This window comes from Janthinobacterium sp. 13, from assembly GCF_002749695.1.
Classification (GTDB): domain Bacteria; phylum Pseudomonadota; class Gammaproteobacteria; order Burkholderiales; family Burkholderiaceae_D; genus Janthinobacterium; species Janthinobacterium kumbetense.
In genome coordinates this window covers 5,486,860-5,503,498 of record NZ_PEEQ01000001.1, presented here as the reverse complement: position 1 = coordinate 5,503,498, position 16,639 = coordinate 5,486,860, and the positions used below count along the sequence as shown (strand labels likewise).

16 protein-coding genes are annotated in these 16,639 nt (G+C 62.3%); 6 read left to right on the top strand and 10 right to left on the bottom strand.

What is annotated here, in order from left to right; translation table 11 throughout:
• From CLU94_RS24235 to CLU94_RS24220, 5 genes are all read left to right on the top strand, one after another.
• Complete coding sequence (locus CLU94_RS24235) at window positions 1–363, top strand: YgiW/YdeI family stress tolerance OB fold protein (protein WP_099667507.1); 363 nt, start codon at window positions 1–3, stop codon at window positions 361–363.
• A 234-nt stretch (window positions 364–597) separates the two neighbouring features.
• Window positions 598–5,067 (top strand): PAS domain-containing protein, encoded by a 4,470-nt coding sequence (locus CLU94_RS24230; RefSeq protein ID WP_257218976.1) that lies wholly within the window; start codon window positions 598–600, stop codon window positions 5,065–5,067.
• Complete coding sequence (locus tag CLU94_RS24225; RefSeq protein ID WP_099667505.1) at window positions 5,064–5,987, top strand: diguanylate cyclase domain-containing protein; 924 nt, start codon at window positions 5,064–5,066, stop codon at window positions 5,985–5,987. The genes CLU94_RS24230 and CLU94_RS24225 overlap by 4 nt, the downstream gene beginning before the upstream one ends.
• A 34-nt stretch (window positions 5,988–6,021) precedes the next feature.
• Window positions 6,022–6,330 carry a hypothetical protein gene (locus CLU94_RS28165; protein ID WP_143451525.1) on the top strand — a complete coding sequence of 103 codons (309 nt, stop codon included), beginning with the start codon at window positions 6,022–6,024 and terminating at the stop codon, window positions 6,328–6,330.
• Between the two features lie 146 nt (window positions 6,331–6,476).
• Window positions 6,477–6,665 (top strand): hypothetical protein, encoded by a 189-nt coding sequence (locus tag CLU94_RS24220; RefSeq protein WP_099667504.1) that lies wholly within the window; start codon window positions 6,477–6,479, stop codon window positions 6,663–6,665.
• 80 nt (window positions 6,666–6,745) lie between these two features.
• On the opposite strand, the gene CLU94_RS24215 is transcribed toward CLU94_RS24220, so the two are convergent.
• The 7 genes from CLU94_RS24215 to CLU94_RS24185 all read right to left on the bottom strand — a co-directional run bounded on the left by CLU94_RS24215 (window position 6,746) and on the right by CLU94_RS24185 (window position 12,746).
• Window positions 6,746–7,954, bottom strand: a complete 1,209-nt coding sequence (locus CLU94_RS24215; RefSeq protein WP_180278755.1) for a PDDEXK-like family protein — start codon at window positions 7,952–7,954, stop codon at window positions 6,746–6,748.
• Window positions 7,955–8,233: 279 nt separating this feature from the next.
• Window positions 8,234–8,689, bottom strand: coding sequence for a MaoC family dehydratase (locus CLU94_RS24210; RefSeq protein WP_099667502.1), 456 nt, complete (start codon window positions 8,687–8,689; stop codon window positions 8,234–8,236).
• Window positions 8,682–9,179 (bottom strand): MaoC family dehydratase, encoded by a 498-nt coding sequence (locus tag CLU94_RS24205; RefSeq protein WP_099667501.1) that lies wholly within the window; start codon window positions 9,177–9,179, stop codon window positions 8,682–8,684. Before CLU94_RS24205 ends, CLU94_RS24210 begins: the two co-directional genes overlap by 8 nt.
• Window positions 9,176–10,321, bottom strand: a complete 1,146-nt coding sequence (locus tag CLU94_RS24200; RefSeq protein ID WP_099667500.1) for an acyl-CoA dehydrogenase family protein — start codon at window positions 10,319–10,321, stop codon at window positions 9,176–9,178. The genes CLU94_RS24205 and CLU94_RS24200 overlap by 4 nt, the downstream gene beginning before the upstream one ends.
• Window positions 10,322–10,337: 16 nt before the next feature.
• Window positions 10,338–11,528 carry an acyl-CoA dehydrogenase family protein gene (locus tag CLU94_RS24195; RefSeq protein WP_099667499.1) on the bottom strand — a complete coding sequence of 397 codons (1,191 nt, stop codon included), beginning with the start codon at window positions 11,526–11,528 and terminating at the stop codon, window positions 10,338–10,340.
• Between the two features lie 182 nt (window positions 11,529–11,710).
• On the bottom strand, window positions 11,711–12,061 hold the full coding sequence (locus tag CLU94_RS24190) for a VOC family protein (protein WP_099667498.1): 351 nt from the start codon (window positions 12,059–12,061) through the stop codon (window positions 11,711–11,713).
• Between the two features lie 97 nt (window positions 12,062–12,158).
• A complete protein-coding gene (locus tag CLU94_RS24185) occupies window positions 12,159–12,746 on the bottom strand; it encodes a TetR/AcrR family transcriptional regulator (RefSeq protein ID WP_099667497.1) in 588 nt (195 codons plus the stop codon).
• 156 nt (window positions 12,747–12,902) lie between these two features.
• On the opposite strand from CLU94_RS24185, the gene CLU94_RS24180 reads away from it, so the two are divergent.
• Complete coding sequence (locus CLU94_RS24180; protein ID WP_099667496.1) at window positions 12,903–14,111, top strand: MFS transporter; 1,209 nt, start codon at window positions 12,903–12,905, stop codon at window positions 14,109–14,111.
• A gap of 12 nt (window positions 14,112–14,123) precedes the next feature.
• Here CLU94_RS24180 and CLU94_RS24175 read toward each other — a convergent pair whose 3' ends face one another.
• The 3 genes from CLU94_RS24175 to CLU94_RS24170 are packed head-to-tail and all read right to left on the bottom strand — an operon-like array spanning window position 14,124 to window position 16,452.
• Complete coding sequence (locus CLU94_RS24175) at window positions 14,124–15,713, bottom strand: aspartate:alanine exchanger family transporter (protein WP_099667495.1); 1,590 nt, start codon at window positions 15,711–15,713, stop codon at window positions 14,124–14,126.
• On the bottom strand, window positions 15,713–15,946 hold the full coding sequence (locus CLU94_RS28160; protein ID WP_143451524.1) for a hypothetical protein: 234 nt from the start codon (window positions 15,944–15,946) through the stop codon (window positions 15,713–15,715). Before CLU94_RS28160 ends, CLU94_RS24175 begins: the two co-directional genes overlap by 1 nt.
• A complete protein-coding gene (locus tag CLU94_RS24170; RefSeq protein ID WP_099667494.1) occupies window positions 15,946–16,452 on the bottom strand; it encodes a hypothetical protein in 507 nt (168 codons plus the stop codon). The genes CLU94_RS28160 and CLU94_RS24170 overlap by 1 nt, the downstream gene beginning before the upstream one ends.
• Window positions 16,453–16,639 lie beyond the last annotated feature (187 nt).

Sequence of the window (16,639 nt, the reverse complement as noted above, 5' to 3'; positions counted from 1 at the left end):
ATGCCACTGCACCGCAAACTCATCGTCTCCCTGGCCGCCTGCGCCTTGCTGGCCGGCAGCGCGCACGCCCAATACGTGGGCCCGACGGCCGGCCCGGCCGCGCCCAGCAGCGTGGCCGCCATCCTGAAAAACCCCGTCGACGACCAGGCCGTCGTGCTGCGCGGCCATTTGCTGCGCAAAGTGGGCAAGGAGAAATACACGTTCTCCGACGGCACGGCGGAAATCCGCGTGGACATCGACGACAAGGTCTTCATGAACCGCAAGATCGACGCCAAGACCCAAGTGGAAATCCGCGGCGAAGTGGAGAAGGATTTCATGGAAAGCCCGGAAATCGATGTCGACGTGCTGACCGTGGTGCCATAAACCCGCCTTGCCATCCCGCCGCCATGGCGGGATGGGCGTTCCCCCTCCTCTGTATGCCTTGCGCAACCTTTTTTCCACTCCAGAAACTAGGCTTGTCAGAAGAATCAATTTCGTCTAGCATCTTTTTATTCAAGGTCAGCCAGCGCCAGCGTGAGCCTGCCTGTCGACTCATCCATTCTGGGAGCTTTCCGGGTGCAAGATTTGCCTTCGATACGCTCAAGAATTTCATGGCTGGTGCTCGCCTGGGTCATTCCGACGGCGCTCGTGTTTCTCCTGCTCGTGGCGCAAAGTTACACGCGCGAACGCGACCATGTCGTCAGCGAAACGGCGCAGGCGGCGCGCGCGGTGGCAGCCGCCGTCGAACGCGACTTGAACGGCGCCCAGATGGCCGCGCGCATCCTGGCCGGCTCGCCCGCCCTGCAAGCGGACGACATCGGCGCCCTGCGGGCCCTGGCCGCCGGCCTGCTGCAGCCTGGCCTGGCCGTCAGCGCCTTCATCGTCTCCGACGCCAAGGGCCGCCAGCTGATCAATACGACGCTGCCCGCCAGCCAGGCGCCGCCTCCCCTGCCGCAAAAATGGGCCGCCAGCATGGAGCGCACGCGCGACTCCGGCAAGCCGCGGCTGACCAGCCTGACCAAGGCGCCCGACAGCCTGCCGCAGCTGGCCCTGAACCTGCCCTTGCCGCGCACGCAAGGAAGCGCCTACGTGCTGACGGCCCTGTACCCGCCCGACTACCTGGCCGTGCTGCTGCGCGAGCTGCACCTGCCAGCCTACCTGGGCGCGGCCATCATCAATGCCGACGGCATCAACGTGGCGCGCACGCTGGCGCCGCAGCGCTATGTGGGCCAGCGCAGCGCGGCGCCCCTGCTGGAACAGATACGCCAGGCGCGCGAAGGCGTGCTGCGCCATGCCACCCTGGAAGGCATCGACGTGTATACGGGCTTTCGCCGCGCCCCGGACGCCGCCTGGACGGTGGCCGTCACCATGCGCACCAGCACGGTGGCGCAAGCCCTGCTGCGCTCGGTAGTCACGGGTTCCCTCATCCTGGCGCTGCTGCTGGGCGCCGGCTTCGCCCTGGCCTGGCGCGTGGGCGGCCGCCTGGCCAGCACCCTGCAGGAACTGACGCAGCAGATCCATGCGCTGGCGCAAGGCAAACCCCTGCTCTCGAACCGGCATGCGGACCGCGAATCGGCCGACATGGCCAGCGCCCTGGGCGCACTGGAACGCGACCTGCGGCGTCACCGCACGCAACTCGAAAGCCTGGTGGCCGAACGCACGCTGGCCCTGGGGAAATCCACGCGCCTGCTGGAAACCGTGTACGCGACGGCGCCGATCGGCATGCTGTTCGTGGACCTGGACTTGCGCATTGTCATGATCAACCACTACCTGGCCGCCATCAACGGGGCCAGCGTGGCGCAGCACCTGGGCCGTCCCGTGGGCGCCATGCTGTTCGACGACGCCGTGCGGGCGGAGGTGGAACGCTGCGTGCGCCAGGTGCTCGGGACGGGACAGCCCATCGTCGACATCGAATTGAAGGGCCATAGCGGCCAGCAGCGCGAGCAGCTGAGCCACTGGATCGTCTCGTACCACCCGATCTTCGGCCCGGAACAGCAGTTGCTGGGCGTATCGGGCCTGTGGCTGGACATTAGCGAGCGCAAGCGCAGCGAAGCGGAATTTCGCCGCTCGAAACACTTGTTTGGCACCATCATCGAAAACATCCCGGCCATGGTCTTCGTCAAGCGCGCGGACAAGCTGAGCTTTGAAATGGTCAACCGCCACGCGGAACTGACCCTGGGACGCTCGCGCGAGCAATTGCTGGGCAAGACGGACCACGATTTCTTCCCGCCGCAGCAGGCGTCCGCCTTCGTCAGCGCCGACCGCAAGCTGCTGGCCACGGGGCAGATGGTGGAAATCGAACAGGAAGCGATCAATACGGCCGACGGCACCACGCGCCACTTCACCACGCGCAAGGTGGTCTTGCGCGACGATGCGGGGCGCGCCAGCCATGTGCTGGGGGTATCGATCGACATCACGGAACGCAAGCGCGCCACCGAGGTGCTGCACGCCACCACGTGGCGCCTGGAACAGAACGAACGCTTCATCCGCACCGTCACCGACAACCTGCCCGGCATGGTGTCGTACTGGGGCGCCGATTTACGTTGCCGATTTGCAAATAAATTCTATAACGAATGGTTTGGCCGCAGCAGCGCCGAGCTGGCCGGCATCCACATGAGCGAATTGCTGGGGCAGGAACTGTTCGACGTGTATGCGCCCCACGTCGAGGGCGTGCTGGCGGGCCGGCCGCAAAGCTTCGAGCGCGACCTGCTCGATCCCGGCGGCCAGGTGTGCCACACGTGGACCAACTACATCCCCGATTTCGACGACGGCGGCGGCGTGCGCGGCTTCTTCGTGCTGGCCTCGGACGTTTCCGAACTCAAGCGCACGGAATTGCGCCTGCATGAACTCAACGAGCAGATGGTGCGCGCGCGCGACAAGGCCGAGGCCGCCAGCGTCGCGAAAAGCGAATTCGTCGCCAACATGAGCCATGAAATCCGCACGCCGATGAACGCCATCATCGGCCTGGCGCGCCTGCTGGAAGAGTCGCCACTGGAACGGCGCGAGCGCAGCTATGTCGGCAAGATCCAGATGGCGACGCAGTCGCTGCTCAATATCGTCAATGACGTGCTCGATTTTTCCAAGATCGAGGCGGGACAGATGGTGCTGGAACAGCGCCGCTTCCAGCTCGAACGCATGTTGGGCAGCGTGGGCGTGTTGCTGGCCAGCAGCGCCTGGGCGCGCGGCGTGGAACCCGTATTCGTGCTCGCCCCCGGCGTGCCGGACGAGCTGATCGGCGACGCCCTGCGCGTGGAGCAAATCCTCATCAACCTGATGGGCAACGCCGTCAAGTTCACCTCGCATGGCGAAGTGGTGCTGTCGATCGACAAGGTGGCCGAGGATGCGGACAGCGCCACCCTCGAGTTTTCCGTGCGCGACACGGGCATCGGCATCGGCGCGGCCGAGCAGGAACGCATCTTCGACGCGTTTTCCCAGGGCGACAGCGGCACCAGCCGCAAATATGGGGGCACGGGACTGGGGCTGGCCATCTGCCGGCGCATGGTGGAATTGATGGGCGGCACCCTCAGCGTGAAAAGCACGCTGGGCAAGGGCTCCGACTTCCGCTTCCGCTGCCGCTTCGACAAGGTGGCGCCGCCGCCCGAGCCGCCCGGCAAGAGCGCGCCCAGGGTCCAGTCGCTGCTGATCATCGACGACAATGCCAGCGTGCGCGCCATGCTGGAAGACTGGTGCGCGGCGCAGGGCTGGCACAGCCGCAGCGCCGACAGCGGCGCGGCCGGCCTGGCCCTGCTGCGCGCCCACAGCAGCGGCGGGCCGCCGGCGGACCTGGTGCTGCTCGACGCAGCCATGCCCGGCATGGATGGCATTTCCATGCTCACCGAGGCGCGCGCCGACGAACGCCTGGTGCTGCCGCCCGTGATCATGCTGGTGGCCGACCAGGATAGCGAAAACCTCGAACGCCTGGCCGACAGCCTGATGCTGGCAGGCATCGTTTCAAAGCCGGCCACCCCGGCGCGCCTGCTGGCGGCCGTGACGGCCGTGCGCGAAGGCCGCAGCACGCCTTCGGCGCTGCCCGTGTCCACGCCCTTGTCGGGTTTGCTCACAGGCATGCGCGTGCTGCTGGTGGAAGACAATGAAATCAACCAGGAAGTGGCGCAATACATCCTGCTGCATTCGGGCGCGCGCGTGACCGTGGCCGCCAACGGCCGGCTGGCCGTCGACTTGCTCACCAGCACGCCGGACGCCTGGGACGTGCTGCTGATGGATTTGCAGATGCCCGTCATGAACGGCTACGACGCCACCCTGGCCATCCGCGCCCTGGGCTTGCCGGACTTGCCCATCATCGCCATGACGGCCAATGCCATGGACGAAGACCGCCTGCGCGCCATCGCCAGCGGCATGAATGCGCATGTGGCCAAGCCCATCGACGTCGACGAGATGATACAGACGCTGACCCGTCTGGTGCCGGCGCCCTTGGGTGGCGACGGCGCCGTGCAGGCAGCCGATGCCGTCGCGCGGACGCTGGACTTGCCGGCCACGGTGCCCGGCATCGACCTGGCGGCGGCCCTGCACCGATTCGGCGGCGACTATGGCGCCTTCCTGGCCCTGCTCAAGCGCTTTGAGAATTCGCAAGGCGACGCCGTCGAGGAAACGCGGCGCCTGCTGGCCGCCGGCCAGGTGCAGCAGGCGGCGCAGCTGTTGCACCGCGTGTGCGGCGTGGCGGCCAACCTGGGCGCCACGCAGATCGCCAGCCTGGCCGCCGAGACGGAGAAAACGCTGAAAACGGGGCAATCGCACGCCACGTCCGCCATGCTGGGCCGCCTGGAACAGGCGATGGCCGAAGTCATCGAAGCGGCGCGCACCCTGCCTTCGCCCCTGCGGCGCAGCCAGCCGGCGGCAGCCGCGCCCGGCAGCGCGCCCGTCGACCTGCACGCCGGCCTGGCCGAATTGCTGGTCTTGATCCGCAACAACAACCTGAAAGCGCTGGCGCAATTTCACGCGCTGCACCCCGCCCTGCAACAGTCAGACCGGGAAGCGGCCCTGGCGATGGCACATGCGATTGAAACGCTGAATTTTGCCGAGGCGGAAAAACTCGTGCTCGATCAGCTGAAACGAGAGGAAAACAAGTGAGCTGGACCAACCTTGCCATGAACGGGCGCATCCTCATCGTCGATGACGCCATGGAAAACATCCAGATCCTGCACCAGCTGCTGCGCGAGGAGCACGACGTGCTGTTCGCCCTCAGCGGTGTGAAGGCGCTGGAAATTGCGCATAATCAACTGCCGGACCTGATCCTGCTCGACGCCGTCATGCCCGGCATGGATGGCTACGCCGTGTGCAGCGCGCTGCGCGAATCGGCCCTGCTGAGCGCCATCCCCGTCATCTTCGTCACGGCCCTGAACCAGCCCGAGGACGAGACGCGGGCGCTGGAAGCGGGCGCCGTCGATTTCATCACGAAACCGTTCAACGCGGCCGTCGTGCGCGCCCGCGTGCGCAGCCAGCTGACCATCAAGCGGCAGGCCGACGCCATGCGCGAACTGTCGCTGACGGATTCGCTCACGGGCGTGGCCAACCGGCGCAGCTTCAACGACACGATGGACAGCGAATGGCGGCGCTGCGCGCGCGACGGCGTGCCGATGGCCATCATCATGGCCGATATCGACCATTTCAAGGATTACAACGATACGTATGGCCATCAGGCGGGCGACCTGTGCCTGCAGCAGGTGAGCGCCGCCCTGCGCCGCTGCGCCGTGCGCCCGCCCGACCTGCTGGCGCGCTATGGCGGCGAGGAATTCATCATCCTGCTACCGCAGGAAACGCGCGACGGCGCCGAAGTGGTGGCCCAGCGCATCCTCGACGAAGTGCGCGCGCTGGACATTCCGCACGCCAAATCGAGCGTCGGCCCGCACGTCACCGTCAGCCTGGGCATGGCCAGCGTCATGCCCACGGAAGGCATGGACCCCAGCACCCTGATCCGCGCCGCCGACGCCCTGCTGTACCGCGCCAAGCATACGGGGCGGGACAGGTATTGCGCGTCGGAAGAGGAGTGAGCGGGCAGGCTAGCGGCTCCTTGCCGGCGCGGCATTGGAACGATTGGTCCCCGATGGCCGTCCCGTCGTGCTGGGCCAGCCACCCGCATTTCCCGGGCCAGGCCCCCTGCCCGTAGCGCTGCCGCCCCCGGCGGCGGCCTTGCCGCTGCCCGTGGCGCCCTTGCCGGCGCCGCTATTTCCACTGTTTGCCTTGTTGGACATCATCGCCTCCTTCGCCGGAAAACGCCGGCGCGCCACCAGCGTACACCTGGCGCACGCGCAGAAGCGCACGACTGCCTGCCGGCCGCTACACGATGCGCCGCAGGTCGGTTCAGCTAGTCGGTCAGGGATAGCATCGCATTGAAATGACGACTTGCGTACGTAGCGCTCAGCGTCGATCCACTCGTGGTCGTCCGAGGTGCCGGCAAACGTATCGATGCGTTGCTCGGTAACGGTCCGCCAGCGGGAAACGGACGCAGGCTCCATCCTGATTACCCAACGGCAACCGGCTTGGGCGCCATCAATACAGCCTTTGAGGCCTTCAACGGTTTTTCCAGCACCGTCTGCTGCACCTTGCTACTGAACATGACGCACTTGGCCTGCTGGTGGCTGATCGAACCGATACTGGCGCAGCCTCGCCATGAACATCCACAACTGCAATTCAATATCGTGTTCCACGAAGGAACGGTGGATCTGTGATTACGGGGTGGGGCTACGACGTCGGCATCCCAAATGAAGCGCTGTCGCCGGTCACAGTGGCGTTGCGCGAGGTCTGAGCTTTACTTAATATTCACGAACAAGCGCCAAAGCTCGATCACATCTTCCGCACAAGTGCGAGCGAACTCGCGCCGTTTTTTTTCATCACATAACATTGCCAACGTCATTTCGTCCGGGTCCTGGAGATTATACTGTCCAGGACACCAGCGCCAGAATGGAGCATTGACAGTATGTCCGCCATGAATATCTGCATCAGCGAGAATTTTTTTTGCCTGTCTATACCCTACTGGATGCTGCGCAGCATCGCAAATCACGACTGAATAGAGGCTCGCTTCAATTTCAATCCCTATCGAAACCAACGGGAAATCAGGCGGCGAAAAATACAAGCCATAATATTTATTATTGCGCGCACCTGATCGATAGAAATTCTCAATCGTTGATTTTCGCTCAACCAACACATTTAACGAATAATTTCCCGGATATTCAGTAATTTCAGAATCGACATCTTTCAATGCAGCCTCGATATCAGTCCACAGCCTATCTTGCAATTCCACGAGGCCATGCATGTATGCAGCACGGACATCTCGTGCCAACCGCATATTTTCACCAATGAGCAATGTTTCAACGAGTCCGTTCATATATGTCTCTTCTTGATCACTTCCGGTTAAGCTGTTAATGACTGCCAGGTATTGCGAAATACTTTCTCTAACAGGGATATCCCGTGTCGCCATACGTTCGCCACTTTCCAACCACCCACGTATGTGTTTGGCATAGCTGATGCACTGATAGCCCTTATCTTGAAGCTCCTTATTCAAGCCCGACAAACTATCTTCTGATGCCTCATGGCCATCAAGTGTAAGATAACGCACAAAAATTGGGCCGAAGTTTCGTGCCAACAGTTCATCATAATAACGACGTAATTGTTTTTCTTGGTCGCCAGCAAATATTTTATTTTCAATCAATACGGCCTGACGATCCGCATTGGTAATCAGCAGATCGATTCCCATATGTTCCACCTGGACTTTCAGCCCAAGAAGAGAAAAACTCTCCGGTCCAGTGATCGGCACTTCAATTTCTCTTAGGAAATCAATCAATAGCTCATACCCTAAAACATGGTATGCAGGATCAAGCAAAGCACCAATAAATCGTGAATGGAGTCGCACTTCATCCCCCGCTCCGCGAAGAGCCAAGAAAAGATTAAAACGCGCGGTATTCGGTACGCTGCGGCGCAATAACGCCACCAACTGCAAGAGGTCGCTATGTTTTTTCACTAAATCCCCATTCATCGCTCGACTTTTACATAAAGGTTGCAAAATTAAACATGAAATATTTTTAATACTATCACAATTACAGATTGAAAATAAGACTATTAACTAATCAGAGGAAAATCATTTGTCAAACTCAAACATTTCGTGAAATTTCTATTTCAAATTTCAACAAAAGTAAATTCGCCACCATGCCTCCGATAAAAAGCCAGCCTTCAATGTTGTACATTGAAGGCTGGCTTTTCACGATAATGCATATTGTCGACGAACTACTGCTAGCAACTGTTACGGATAACACCGCATCAAAAACTCCGCCACGCACACGGGTTTCGTGTCGCCTTCCCGCTCCATGGTGACGGCCCAGTTGACTTGCGCCCCTTCCGGCAAGTCGTCGACGGAGACGATGTCGAGGCGCGCGCGCAGGCGGCTGTTCACGGGTACGGGCGCGGGGAAGCGCACCTTGTTGAGCCCATAATTGATAGCCATGCGGATGCCGGCCATGTGCAAGGCCCCCTGCAGCATGGCGGGCAACAGGGACAAGGTCAAGAAACCGTGCGCCACGGTGCAGCCATACGGCGACTCGCGCGCGCAGCGCTCCGCATCGACGTGGATCCACTGATGGTCGTCCGTCGCGTCGGCAAAGGTGTCGATGCGCTGCTGGGTAATGGTCAGCCAGTCGGAAACGGCCACGTGCTGTCCCGCCAGGGCCTGGAAACCAGCGATGCCGGCGATATCACGCATGGTGTTGCTCCGCTGGCTCCGCCGGGCGGCGGCCGAACATGCCCATGCCCTCCACCGTCGTCACCACTTCGCCGTGCTGGTTGCGCACGCTCCACACGGAAATGACGATGCCGCGGTCCGGTTTCGACGTGGATGGGCGCACTTCCTTGACCTGGTAGGTCAGCTGCAAGGTGTCGCCCGCGCGCACGGGCTTGAGCCAGCGGATGCTGTCCAGGCCGGGCGAGCCCATGCTGGACGAATGCTTGAGCAGGTTATCCACCACCAGGCGCATCATCATGCCGCACGTGTGCCAGCCGCTGGCGATGACGCCCTTGAAGATGGTTTTTTCGGCGGCCGCATGGTCGACGTGGAACGGCTGCGGATCGAAATCCGTGGCGAAGGCGATGATTTCCCGCTCCGTCACGTGGCGCTGGCCCAGGTCGATTTCCAGGCCTTGCGTAAAATCTTCGAAATACCAGTGCTTGGGTTTGATTCCGGTCAATGCGGTCATGCGGTCTCCGTCGGCAAAAAGCCCGGCTGGGCGATAAAGCGCTCGATATGGTGCTCCACGTCGCCCAGGGTCAGGCCGATCATGGAGAGGCGCTTGAAATGGTGGGCGGCGGGCAATTCATCCGTCACACCCATGCCGCCATGCAATTGCACGGCTTGCTGCCCGACAAAGGTGGCGGCAAGGCCCACCCTCGCCTTGGCGGCAGAGACCGTGCGGCGCCGCTCGGCCGCGTCGGCGCTGTCGGCCTTGGCGGCGGCCAGCATGGCAATCGAGCGCGCCTGCTCCAGGTGGATGAACATGTCGGCCATGCGGTGCTGCAAGGCCTGGAACTTGCCGATGGGCGCGCCGAACTGCTGGCGCGTTTTCAGATACTCGAGCGTGGCGGCGAAGATGGCATCCATGGCGCCCACGGCTTCCGCGCACAGCAGGGCGGCGCCGTAATCGACGGCCGCGTCCAGCACGGGCCAGCCCTGCCCCGCCTGGCCGATCAGCGCGTCATGCCCCAGCACCACTTGCACGAGGGTGACGGTGGCGGCGCGCTGGCCGTCGATGGTGCGGCAGTCGCGCACGGTCACGCCCGGCGCATCGGCGGGCACGAGGAACAGAGAAATGCCGTCCGTGCCGTCCTGGCCGCCGCCGCTGCGCGCGGAAACGATCAGGGCGCCCGCCTGCGCGCCGTGGATGACGACGGTTTTCTCGCCGTCCAGCACGAAACCGTCGCCGCTGGCGGTTGCCGTGGTGGCGATGTCATGCAGATCATGGCGCGACTGGCGTTCGCCCAGCGCGCACGCGAGCTTCAGGCTGCCGCTGGCCACCTGCTCCAGCACGGCGTCATGACCGCCCGCCAGGGTCAGGAAGCGCGCCCCCAGCACCGTGGCGAAATACGGTTCGACCACGAGGCCGCGCCCCAGTTCCTGCATCACCAGCAGCATGTCCACGGCCGTGCCGTCGAAGCCGCCCGCCGCGGCCGGCAGCGGCAAGGCCGTCATGCCCAGCTCGGCCAGGGTGGCCCAGGCAGCGCTTGAGACGCCCGTGGCCGAGTGGACGATCTGCTTGCGCGTTTCAAACGAGTAATCCTTGTCGACCCAGCGCCGGAGCGCGTCGGCGAATTGCTGCTGTTCCTGATTAAAATGGAAGTCCATGTCGTCTCCTTCTGGCTTACAGGCCCAGGATCATCTGCGTGATGATATTTTTCTGGATTTCATTCGAGCCGCCATAGATCGATGTCTTGCGGTAATTGAAGTAATACGCGGCCAAGGGCGCTGCCAGGTCGTCGCCGCCAGCACTGTGCTGCGCGCCGCCATCGAGGAAAGCAGGATCGAAGGGCAAGGCTTGCGGGCCGATGGCTTCCACCATCAGTTCCGTCAGTTGCTGCTGCAATTCCGAACCGCGCACCTTCAGCATCGACGCCTGCGGTCCCGGCCCCTTGCCTTCATCGCTGATGACGCGCAAGACCGTCATTTCCAGCGCCATCAATTCGATTTCCAGGGTCGCGACCTTGGCCGCGAAAGCGGGATCGTGCAGCAGCGGCGCGCCGCGCTTGGTTTGCTGCATGGCCAGTTGCTTGAGGAAAGTCAATTCGCGTTTGGAGCGGCCGACGGCGGCGATGCCCGTGCGCTCATGTCCCAGCAGATACTTGGCATAGGTCCAGCCCTTGTTTTCCTGTCCTACCAGATTGCTGACGGGCACGCGCACGTTGCCGAAGAAGACTTCGTTCACTTCATGTTCTTCATCGAGCATGATGATGGGACGCACGGTGATGCCCGGCGTTTTCATGTCGATCAACAGGAAACTGATGCCTTCCTGCTTGCGCACCGTGCTATCCGTGCGCACCAGGCAAAAGATCATGTCCGCGTGCTGGCCCAGGGTCGTCCAGGTTTTCTGGCCGTTGACGATGTAATGGTCGCCATCGCGCTGGGCCGTGGTTTTCAGGGAAGCGAGGTCGGAACCGGCGCCCGGCTCGGAGTAGCCCTGGCACCACCAGTCGTCGCAGTTGAGGATGCGCGGCAGATAATAGGCTTTTTGTTCGGCGTTGGCGAAGGCCATGATGACGGGCGCCACCATGTTGACGCCGAAGGGCAGGATGGGCGGCGTGGCGGCGCGCGCGCACTCATCTTCCCAGATGTGGCGCTGCACGGCCGTCCAGCCCGTGCCGCCATGTTCGACGGGCCAGGCCGGCGCGGCCCAGCCTTGCTTTGCGACAATCTTGTGCCAGCGCACATAATCGTCGCGGTTCAGGCGCAGATGCTGGCGCACCTTGCGCTGCAAGTCCGCCGGCAAATGGGTGTCGAGGAAGGCGCGCACCGTGTCGCGGAACGCCGTCTCCCCGGCCGTGTAATGCAGGTCCATGTCTGTCTCCTTGTTCTTATCGGTTGCCGTGATGACTGCACGCAAGGAAGCTCAGCGCACAAAAAAGCACGACCGTTCTCAAGGATTGTACAACAGATTGGGAGCGGCGCCAGGGGTTTTACAAAGGCTGGCGCGCAAGGGAAGCGGGCGGAATTGATTGCCTGCTGCCGCAGGTACTTCGCCTATATGTGCGACAGGATATTAATGAGCTTGCCGAAAGGGTCGCGCACGAAAAACCGCCTGACACCCCAAGGTTCATCGACAGGACCATATTCAATGGGAAACCCCGCCACACGCATGCGTGCCAATGCGGCATCCACGTCATCGACTTCTATGGAAAGATCGGGCACAGCGGTGTTCGAGCCGCCTTGCGTCGCGAAGCTCACTTGCACGCTCATCTCGCTTTGCGAACCATACGTCATGATCCAGCCATGATCCATCAACAGGCTCAGACCCAGCACGTCCTCGTAAAACGTCCGCGCCAGGCCCGGATCCGACGCCGGGAAATTTGCAACGATACGCTTGACTTGCATATTTTTCCTCCATGTCTATATAAGTCCAACCCTGCTCAATATCGTCATCCACGTCTCCAGACGTGTCCGCTTCTGGCGAGATTGCCACTGTACACAATTACCTTTGAAGCAACATCCCCCGCAGCAGCAATTCCAAAGCCGCGATTGCTTTTATCAGGCGCGCATTGCCTTCGTCACCGTCTGCGATCCAGAACGCCGCTTCTGCCAGGCTGCCGTAGATCAACGAAGCCAATGCCTGTGGGCAAGCGTCGACCACGATGCCTTGCTGAATCAGCTGCTGGATCAGCCCTTGCATCGATTCGAGGCAATGGCGCTGCGAATCCGGTGAGGCGCCGCCTAAAACCGCCCTGGCATCGCGCAAGACGATGCGCTGAATTTCCGGCTCCAGGGCCATCTCCAGATAGGCACGGCAGCGCTGGCGAAAGCCTTCCCACGAGTCTGCGGCGCTGTCGGAGATGGCTTGCAGGCGGCCATCCATTTCCGCGTCGAGCTGCTCCACCACGGCCAGCAGCAAGCCCTTCTTGTCGCCGAAATGATGATACAGCGCACCACGCGTCAGCCCTGCCTGCGCCGTGAGGTCGTCCATCGATGTGTCGGCATAGCCGCGCTCGCTGAATACTTTGCGGGCCGTGGCCAGCAACGATGCACGGGTTTCTTCCATTTCCACACGGGTGCGGCGAACCATTGCTCTCTCCTTACATACGCAGCGTATGATTATTTACATTCATTACGTATGTATATATACTATTCATACGCGCTGTATGTATTATCACTTTGATGCCCCTCCGTTGCAAGCAGGGCATGCGCCGTATATCGAATGATCACATGAAGGAAATGAACCATGAGTACGTCTCCCAACGTTGCCACAGAAACCGCTGTCCGCCACCCATGGCTGGCGGTCGGCGCTGTCGGCATGGCCACCTTTTCGGTCGTGACGACGGAAATGCTCCCGGTCGGCCTGTTGACGCCGATTGCAGACACGCTGCACACCTCCACGGGAACCGCCGGCCTGATGATCTCGCTGCCAGCATTGCTGGCGGCCTTGTTTGCGCCGCTGGTCGTGGTCGCATCGGGCAGCCTGGACCGGCGCATGATTCTCTGTGGTTTGCTGAGTCTGTTGGTGATCGCGAACATTGCCTCGGCCCTGGCGCAGAATATGGCGTGGATGCTGGCTGCCCGTGTGCTCGTCGGTTTTTGCATGGGCGGCATCTGGGCCATCGCCGGCGGCCTCGCTTCCCGCCTGGTTCCTGCCCGCTCGACCGGCCTGGCAACGTCGATCATCTTCGGTGGCGTGGCGGCAGCTTCCGTGCTGGGCGTGCCGCTAGGCGCACAAATCGGCGACGTTGCAGGATGGCGCTGGGCCTTCGGCGTCATGGCGCTGTTCAGCAGCCTGGTACTGGCGCTGCATCTGGCCGTCATTCCCGCCCTGCCCGCGGCCGGTGCGGCGACCTGGCGCCAATTCGGCAAACAGCTGCGCAACAGGCAGTTGCAGGCGGGGCTGCTTCTGACTCTGTTGCTGGTGAGTAGCCATTTCATGGCCTTTACCTTCGTGCGCCCGCTACTGCTGTCGATTTCGGGGTTTGATGCGCAATGGCTGGGCGCACTGCTGTTTGCCTATGGCTGCGCGGGCATCATTGGAAACTTCCTGGTGGGCGTGGTTGCCGTGCGGCGCACGGCGACTACCATCATCGCCATCTCGGGCGGCCTTCTGCTCACGCCGCTGCTGTTCCTGGCGATCGGCGATTCCGGCATCGGTGGCGGCATGGTATTGCTGGCCTGGGGACTGGCCTACGGCGGCGTATCGGTCGGCCTGATGACCTTGCTGCTGAAGGCGGCGCCCCGGGCCGTGGAGATCGTCGCCGCGCTGTATGTCGGTGTCTTCAATATCGGCATTGCGCTCGGTGCGTGGACCGGTGGCCAGGCAGTGGACAGGCTGGGCCTCTCAGCCAACCTGTGGCTTGCCGCAGGATGCGCCGCAGCCGCCTTGCTGCTGTCTTTTGGCATCCGTTTTATTGAAGCCAACAAGCAACTTCGCCCTGCAAGCGATTGACGCTGGCCGCCATCACCCGTACAGATGCAGCAGCACCTGCACGGCAACGATCTTGACGATGGTCATGCTGGGGAAAATCATCGCGTAGCCCAGGTTCGGGCGGTCGGACTTGGCCAGGCGGTTGGCGAACACCAGCACGGCCGGGTTGCCCGTGGCGCCGGCCGCGATGCCCAGCAGCTCGGGAAACGGCAGGCGCAGGAATATCTTGCCCAGGATCACGACGAGGGCCACCACCACCAGCACCGTCACGGCCCCCAGCGCCAGCATGGGCAAGCCATCGGCGCCCACCTGCTGCACGAAGGGCAAGCCGGACGCCATGCCGACGGAGGCGAGGAAAATCGTCAAGCCATAGTTGCGCATCACCAGGTTGGCCGACAGCGGCAAGCGCCAGCTGATCTTGCCGACCCTGCCCAGGCGCCCCAGGATCAGCGCCATCACCAGCGGACCGCCCGCCAGGCCCAGGCTGAACGAGCCTATCCACGGCAAGGGGATAGGCACCAGGCCCAGCAATACACCCAATACCATGCCCATGCCCAGCGAGACATAGCTGAACTCGGCCGTGGCCGTGATGGAATTGCCGAACAGCTTGCGCACGTCGGCTGCATGTTTCGCCGGTGCAATGGCCATCACCCTGTCGCCGAATTCCAGGGTCAGGAACGGGTGCGGCAGGATCATGGCGTCGCCGCGGCGTATGAAGGCGATCTGCAAGGGAAAATCCTTGCCCAAGTTCAATTCTCCCAGGGGCACGCCGACGATTTCCGCGTCCGACACGAACACTTCCGTGCCATCGAACGCGCTGCGGTCCTTCATCAGGCGGCCCGGATCCAGGTGGCCCAGCGCCGTGCGTGCCGCTTCCACGCCCGCTACCGTGCCCGACACCATCAGCGCATCGCCCACGCCGAGCACGAGGCCCGGATCGGGCAAGCGGTTCTGGTGGCCCTGGCGCACGCCGATCACCTGCACGCCCGCCAGGGGGCCATCGGCCAGTTCGGACAGGGCCGCCCCCGCCAATTTGGCTTCATCGATGGTAATTTCGGACACGACGATGGGTGCCGGCGGCGGCGTCAGCACGGGTTTTAATATACGCCCCGCCAGGTACAGGCCCAGCATGGGGCCGACGACGCCGAACGGATACGCGACGGCATAGCCGACGGCCGCGTCGCCATTGCCGTGCGACGCTTCCAGCGCCGCCTGCAGGGCGGCCGTGCTGGTCATGGCGCCGGCAAACACGCCGCTGGCCATGCGCAGCGAGATATCGATCCACTGCCCGCCCCAGACGGACACGGCCAGGCCGCCCATGACGGCGGCAAAGGCGATCAGGTTATGTTTCTGCCCCGCGCCGCGCAAGCCGGCGAAAAACTGCACGCCATACTGCACGCCTATGCCATACAGAAACAGCAGCAAGCCGATGGAGCCAACCATCGGCGGCGGCACGGCGCCGGGAGCAAACGCGCCCAGCGCCAGCCCCGCGAACAGCACGCCGCCCACGCCCAGCGAAAAGCCGAACACGCTGATGCGCCCCAGCGCATAACCGGCGCCGATGACGAGAAACAGGGCGAGGATGGGCGTGGACTCCAGCGTGTGGCGAAATAATTGAAGCATCAGGCAACCTTGGTCTGGGGAAGGCCCAGTTTAGCATGCACAAAAGCAACACGATGGCGATGATGGCAAGCAAGCGTGCGCAGCTTTGTGCATGAAAAATGGGCAAAAAAAAGCCCGCTGCGGGAGCGGGCTGAATCTAATTCCTGTGAGGAAGTAGAGGAGACAGGTGCAATGATGCCGCATGGCAACATATAAATCCAATTGCATGTTGTGATGATGGAAATATGTTTCATCAATATCTGACCTGGGACGTTCCGAAAATGAGGAGTTTTCGCTGCGATCGTTGTTCGCGCGTCACCAGCACGCGGGCTTGCTCCACGCTTACGCAAGTCTGCGGCGCAAACCCTGCCGGCACGGTCTGCGCATCGCGCGCGATGACTTGCGGATCATTAAGCACGTCATAGTCTGCACGCGTGAAAAACAGTTGCTCGATACCGGCGTCTCCCGCTGGCAACGGCTTGACGACGATGAGCGACCAATGGCCTTCATCCCCCAGAAACTGCTTTTGCTTCAGGAACGCGTTGACGCGGTCTGCATGAGGCGCCGATTCGCTCAGCTCGCTCTGATAAATACCCAGCGGGCACAGCGCCGTGCCGGCCGGCCATCCCATGTCGGGCAACGCTGCGACCGTGACCGGGCGCAACTGGGCCAGATGGCGGTCGAACGGGTGCTTTTCCGCCGAACAGGCGCCGAGCGCCATCAGCGCGAGCATGCCGGCGGCGCGTAACAGAGGCATCATCGGGCGGTTTCCTTCTTGAGGGTAGGATTACGTGAAGGTATGGTAAGCGATAAGCCGATGGAAACGGGCAAAAAAAAGCCCGCTACGGAAGCGGGCTGAATCTATTTCCTTGGAGGAGATAGAGGAGACAGGAGAATGATGCCGCATCGCAGCATCATTATCCAATTGCATGTTGTGATGATAGAAA